5 protein-coding genes and 2 pseudogenes are annotated in these 6,106 nt (G+C 67.6%); 5 read left to right on the top strand and 2 right to left on the bottom strand.

Annotated features, from left to right (window positions below):
* A pseudogene (locus tag ABZ464_RS51805) lies at positions 1 to 284 on the bottom strand (hypothetical protein); the annotation flags it as partial.
* Positions 285 to 896: 612 nt separating this feature from the next.
* On the opposite strand from ABZ464_RS51805, the gene ABZ464_RS51800 reads away from it, so the two are divergent.
* The 5 genes from ABZ464_RS51800 (at position 897) to ABZ464_RS51780 (ending at position 5,408) form a co-directional block, all read left to right on the top strand.
* Positions 897 to 1,391, top strand: a complete 495-nt coding sequence (locus ABZ464_RS51800) for a hypothetical protein (RefSeq protein ID WP_359289976.1) — start codon at positions 897 to 899, stop codon at positions 1,389 to 1,391.
* A 518-nt stretch (positions 1,392 to 1,909) separates the two neighbouring features.
* On the top strand, positions 1,910 to 2,212 hold the full coding sequence (locus ABZ464_RS51795; RefSeq protein ID WP_359289974.1) for a hypothetical protein: 303 nt from the start codon (positions 1,910 to 1,912) through the stop codon (positions 2,210 to 2,212).
* A 297-nt stretch (positions 2,213 to 2,509) separates the two neighbouring features.
* Positions 2,510 to 3,775: an IS256 family transposase gene (locus tag ABZ464_RS51790; protein WP_359289972.1), complete on the top strand. Its 1,266-nt coding sequence runs from the start codon at positions 2,510 to 2,512 to the stop codon at positions 3,773 to 3,775.
* A 21-nt stretch (positions 3,776 to 3,796) separates the two neighbouring features.
* The gene (locus tag ABZ464_RS51785; protein WP_359289970.1) at positions 3,797 to 4,315 is read left to right on the top strand and encodes an NUDIX domain-containing protein; all 519 of its coding nucleotides are present in this window, start codon (positions 3,797 to 3,799) and stop codon (positions 4,313 to 4,315) included.
* A gap of 85 nt (positions 4,316 to 4,400) precedes the next feature.
* On the top strand, positions 4,401 to 5,408 hold the full coding sequence (locus tag ABZ464_RS51780) for a hypothetical protein (protein ID WP_359289968.1): 1,008 nt from the start codon (positions 4,401 to 4,403) through the stop codon (positions 5,406 to 5,408).
* A 204-nt stretch (positions 5,409 to 5,612) separates the two neighbouring features.
* On the opposite strand, the pseudogene ABZ464_RS51775 reads toward ABZ464_RS51780, so the two are convergent.
* Positions 5,613 to 5,855, bottom strand: a pseudogene (locus tag ABZ464_RS51775) (HNH endonuclease); the annotation flags it as partial.
* Positions 5,856 to 6,106 lie beyond the last annotated feature (251 nt).

Here is a 6,106-nt window from a genome sequence, read left to right as displayed (position 1 = left end):
CGCGATCTCCGCGAGAGCGTCGTGCTGTTCGGCAACCAGCGCGAGGTCTGGTTCCAGGTCAACCGCGGCCCGGTGGTGGCCGGCCGGTCCAAGCCCCACTTGTGCAGCCAGTCCCCGTGCTCGGGGCTGCCCGGGGCGGGCACGGTCTGCAAGTCCTCGGGCATGGTGATCTCTTCCGGGGCCCACGTGCCGTCGTTGAAGTAGCACGCCCATACGGCCTCGCGGGCGGAGTTGACGACGGTGGCGCCCACGGCCCCGTCATCGGCGAGCGCGCCTTCGTCCACGGCGGTGCGGCCGGCCTCGATGGCCTTGCCGCTGCTGCGGAAACCTGGGTGCTCATGCCGTGCGGGCGGCTTTTGCCGGTCAGGAGGTAGAGCGCCCAGTGGGTGCCGACGGCCTCCGGCCACCGCTTGCGGGCGGCCTGCCGGGTGATCCCGGCGGCTTCGCCCAGCTCCGCGTAGGTGGCGGCAGCCCGGCCCGCGCGAGTGGCGGCGTCGGTGGCCAGTTCGCGCGCAGCGTTGCCGACTTCCGTGGCGACCCCCAGGTACATCAGGTGCACGGCCTTGGCGGCCGCGGAGGTAGGGGCGAGCGCGTTCGGGGTGGCGGGGCCCTCCTGCTCGCTGAGGCCCAGAAAGCTCATACGCCTCTTCGTCTCGCGCCACACCAGGTCACGCACCTGCGCCGGGAAGGCGACTCGATCCTCGATGGCCTCGCTGTCGAGCTCCCACATACCAACCATGCGACATCCATAGGGTACGCAATGGCGTTGCGACAACTAAAGTTTCGGATGGTTGGGGGTCTGGATCGCTGGACTTTATCCACAGGTAAACCGTTTTACGGTTTATGTCCGCTTCCGGATGTGAGGTGCCGGGACGCAGACCGAAAGGGCACGGCCGATGACGCAGACGAAGTTCGACCGGCAGGTTGAGGAGACCGCCGAAGCCCTGATGTTCGGCATCGGCCGGTTCCTGGGCGGCCGGGACATGGACGGCATCAAGCGGACCGACGCCACGTTCTGGCAGCCGGGCACCCGCGTCCTGCCGAAGGTGGAGGGCCGCGTGGCCCGGTCGTCGTACCGGGCCGGATGGCAGCGCCTCACCTTCCGCTTCACCGGCCTCAGTACGGCGGCCGCGGGCGACTGGGGGCTGTGGGAGCACCAAGAGACGGCCCGCACCTGGTGGGAGAACCCGGATGCTGTTCCCGTCGCGGCCCTCCAGACGGGCGGGATTGGCGCGGCTTCCGTCGCGGCCGCCGGCGGCCTGCCGTCATTTACTCGTTCGTCGCAACCGCAACAGCGGCGAACTCGCCTTCTACCGCTGCCACTCGGCCGTCCCGGTGGTGAACAAGGAGTGGGTGGACGTCGCCAGCCCCTCCCGCGGGACTCAGCCTGAACGGCTGGACGCTGTCGGTGGAGGACGGCCACACGCGCTCATCCCCGAGAGACCCGCCGTCGTGCTGCCGGTCGCGGCCCGGGGGAACATGAAACCCCTCCCGCCGCGAGGTCCTGGCGGGGGGAACGGCCTGGCACGCCGGTGACGCGCCCGATCGGATGGCGCGGGTGCTCCCGCCCGGCACCCCGCCCGGTGTGCGGAATACCCGGTAGGGCAGCATCTGCTCAGTTGTCGCCTGCCCTTGAGGGGTCGTCATGCGCTTCACCTGCCTCGTCGCTTCGCCCGCGCTGCTGACCTGCCTGTTCCTGGCGGGCTGTTCGTCCGTCTCGCTGGGTACGTCGGGCCCTTCGTCATCCGGCGCTGCGGCGCCAGCCGCGTCTTCGCCGGGTGCCGCGGGCGGGGCCCGGCCGATAGCGGTGGGGGGCTGGCCCGCAGAAGAAGTACACGGTGCAGCAGCAGCCCGCTGCGGGCAGCTGCCACTACCTGTTTGAGAAGGAGGAGCCGCTGGAGGACCCGCATTGCACGCCGGGCGCGATCTCCCCGGCCGTCACACGGGCGAACCTGAAGTCGACGATCTGCCGCAAGGGCGGCTACACCTCCGGCGTGCGCCCCTCCAGGTACTCATCCAGATCGAGCCGTTCGGCACCGCGGCCGCACTGACCGCGACCGGGCTGCTGCACGCTGGACACCCCTGGCCAGCCATCCATGCCATCCACGCTGCCCGCCCCTCCGCCGCCTTGCCCGTGGGCCGCTTTCTGCTCACCCTCAAGCCCGAGCTGTACGACGGCACCGGTGTTCAGGCTGTCCATCCCGACCAGTAGCGAGGGCTTCGCCTCCTGCCCAGACCACATGGCGATGGCGATCGGGGACGGTCTGCTCGTGCACGCTCCGCGCCCAGGCCCCTTGATCGAGTTAGCGAAGGTCGCCACCGCAGGTGAGGCAACTTCAAGCCTTCTGTGATGGTTGCTCATAGGCTTATCCAGCCATTGAAGCCGAGCAATGCTCGAAACCTGTGGATCGGCCTCGGGTTGGCATGCGAAAGGCGTACCTTCCCGAGTGATCGATTGATGGTCACCGAGTAGACCGGCATTCGCAGCGCCGGCCGGGAAGGCACGCCCGTGCTCAGCGTAGTCAACGAAGACGGCTTCACGCCGAACGGTTCCCTGATCGACGAGATCGTCCGCGAGGCCGCACGGCGGATGCTGGCCGCCGCGCTGGAAGCCGAAGTCAACACGTATATAGCCGAGTTGGCCGACCAGCACGACGACAATGGCCGACGTCTGGTGGTCCGCAACGGCTACCACCAGCCACGTAAGGTCACCACCGCTGCCGGGACGATCGAGGTCAAAGCCCCGCGCGTCAATGACAAGCGAATCGACGAGGCCACGGGTGAGCGCAAGCGGTTCTCCTCGGCGATCCTGCCGCCCTGGGCACGGAAGTCTCCGAAGGTCAGCGAGGTCCTGCCGCTGCTCTACCTCCACGGCCTGTCCTCCGGCGACTTCGTGCCCGCACTCGAGCAGTTCCTCGGCTCCTCGGCGGGCCTGTCCCCGGCCACGGTCACCCGCCTGACCGCGCAGTGGCAGGCCGACCACACCGCCTTCAACGAGCGCGACCTTTCGGCCAGCGACTACGTCTACGTCTGGGCCGACGGCATCTATCTGAAGATCCGCCTGGAGCAGGCCAAGGCCGCGGTACTGGTGTTGATGGGCGTGCGCGCGGACGGCACCAAGGAACTCATCGCCATGGCCGACGGCTACCGCGAATCGTCCGAGTCCTGGGCGAACCTGCTGCGCGATGCTGCACGGCGCGGACTGCGCGCCCCCGTCCTCGCGGTGGGCGACGGCGCCCTCGGGTTCTGGAACGCGGTCAACGAGGTGTTTCCCTCAACTCGCCATCAACGGTGCTGGGTTCACAAGACCGCGAACGTGTTGGACAGCCTTCCGAAGTCGGCCCAGCCTGCGGCGAAGAAGGCCCTCCAGGACATCTACAACGCCGAGGACCGCGAGCACGCGGCCCAGGCCATCACGGCGTTCGCCAAGCAGTACGGTGCGAAGTTCCCCAAGGCCGTCAAGAAGATCACCGACGACGAGGACGCGCTGCTGGCGTTCTACGACTTTCCCGCCGAACACTGGATCCACCTGCGCACCACGAACCCCATCGAGTCCACTTTCGCAACCGTCCGCCTGCGGACCAAAGTCACCAAAGGCGCCGGCTCCCGCGCGGCAGCCCTCGCAATGGTGTTCAAGCTCGTCGAGTCCGCCCAAATCCGCTGGCGGGCCGTGAATGCACCCCACCTCGTCGCCCTGGTCCGTGCCGGAGCCCGCTTCGAACGAGGCCATCTCGTCGAACGCCCCGACGAGGACATCTTCCCCACAGCCGCTTGAACCGATCGCTGGAACGGAACCATGAACGACATTGCTGGGAATGGCGCCTACTTCACCGCATCCATCAACGGTCAGGAATGCCGCGTTGCGTGGTATCCACCTTCTGACCCGCCGCCGGGTACGCCACACGGCGCGGAGGCGGTGTGCGTCGCCGGTGATCGGATCGTCGTGGTCAGCCCAGATGGACAGCGGTGGGGCCTGCCCGGCGGTCGCCCCGAGCGGCATGAGCAGTGGGTCGACACGATGCGCCGCGAGGTCAGTGAGGAAGCCTGCGCCGAGGTGATGGACTGCCGACTCCTCGGGTTCAGCCGGGGCGTCTGCGTGCGAGGCCCGGAGAAAGGGCTGGTACTGGTCCGGTCGATGTGGCGAGCAGAGGTGCGTCTGGCTCCGTGGGACCCACGATTCGAGATGGCCCACCGCCGTCTTCTGCCGGCGGAGGAGGCGTTCCAGTCCCTGGCCATTCCCGACGGCCTCGGCCCTTTCTATCGCCGACTGTTCGCCGAAGCTGCAATCTCCCGCCTCAACATCCACGACCTCTGACCACCAGATCACTCATGCGACAAACACACCGAAAGACCTTGATCCACAGATCTTGACTATTCCTCATTGAAGCCTTGGGGGGCGCGTGAGTTCTGTCAGCCATCCGTCGCGGGCCAAACTGGCCCGGCGGCTGCATCACCAATACGTCGAGCGGCACGTGACTGCTGCGCAGGCCGCGGCTGCTGAGCTAGGAATCGGGCTGGAGGTGGAGTCGATCCGCTCCGCGCTGGCGTACGAGCCAGGCTTCCTTCTCCGACTCTCAGTCAAGATCGGCGCACCGATTAACGTCGCCTTGGTGGCGTTGATCAAGGGAGATCGCGGGGCGTGCACTCCGGGCGGCTGGTTAGAGCCGCTCCCTGACGTGGACTGCACAGGGGTGCATGCGCCCTTGTCAACGCAGTTGGTGCAGTTCAATATATTGATAGCCCTGCTCGTCGGCGTCTTGTGGCTTGTTCTAGCCGGAGAAGGCAACGCCATACCGCGCTGCTCGAAGCCGATATATCCACTTCTAGGTCTGCTGGCCGCCAGCGCGGACGTAGCCCGCCCAACTACCAGGTACACCGAGGCCATCAATCTCAGCCAGCGGGTTTCCCTCCTCGGGCTGCCACTACGGACGTTTGCCCGCAACGCGGCTGCTGACTTCGGTAACCGACGCACGCTCCGCCGCGCACTGGCCATGCATCTCAACCGTGTCGATGCCACCTTCATCCGGGCCGCAGACCAGCTCGCCAGTGATCGCGAGGCCTCCGCTCGGAAGCTCGCCGAACTTGCAGCACTCGCCGCCAACAACATCGCCGCCGGCCGCTTCACCGCCGTACTGCCGCCAACAGCCCTGGCCGAAGAGGCCCCGGTTGAGCCCGACCGGCTCGACGGGCGCCGACTCGCCACCGCCTGCCTGTGGGCGGCGATCGTCACGGCGTCCTTCCTCTCCCTATCCCCATTGGGGGCGCCCGTGGAATTGCTCGTGCCGCTGGCCCTCGTGTGGTTCCCCGTGCTGGTCTACACGCTGCTCGCATTCAGGTACGGGCTGTCGGAGGCAACCCGGCTGACGCGAAGCATCGGCGGCTTCTTCTCCGCGAGCCCGCCTCTGTAGCTCCGGCGATCAACTTGCCCCGCTCAACTCTTTGCGCTGCGCGGCCCACGAATAGGCCACGGGCTGGGATTTCCCGGCCGGCGCTCCCTGCTCCCGTCGCCATGTCCCGCTCGCGGGGCCGTCGACTCGCGGATGTGAGACGGTGGGGCCCCCTGCCCGTCGCACACTCCCGTGGCGACGGGCAGGACCCGCGTCAGCTGCTGTTCAGCGGGCCAGCATGACTGTGATGGGCTGGTCGGGGCACTCGGCGAGGCGCTGCGCGAGGGCGGTCTGTTCAGAGGGGTCGATGGTGAGGCGGTAGCGGGTCTTGTCGGCGACCCAGTCGGTGACGTACTGGCACCAGGAGCCGGCGTACGGCGGGAGCCAGGTGGACGGGTCCTGGTCGGCCTTGGACCGGTTGGAGGCGGCGGACACCGCGATCAGGGCGCGGGAGTCGTCGAGGTCGTTGGTTATCTAGTGCTGTCAAGTTGCGTGCCTGATAGAGATGTTGAGGATGTGCAAGCCACATGAGGTACGTGACCGGACTGCACATCCGGTCGACACAACGCCCGGCGCGACTTAGAAGTCATCTCATTTGGCTGGTTCGGTAGGCCCGTTCATGGTGGGGATCGTTGAGCGGCTGGTGCCGGAGGGCGCGTGGTGATGGCCCCGTACGTCATCGTCCCCGGGCGTCTCCTGGACCGCATCGCCGCGGGCGC

Source organism: Streptomyces sp. NPDC005820 (assembly GCF_040630255.1).
Lineage (GTDB): Bacteria > Actinomycetota > Actinomycetes > Streptomycetales > Streptomycetaceae > Streptomyces.
Note: the sequence above shows the minus strand (reverse complement) of the source record. Positions and strands in the feature narration are given on the sequence as shown.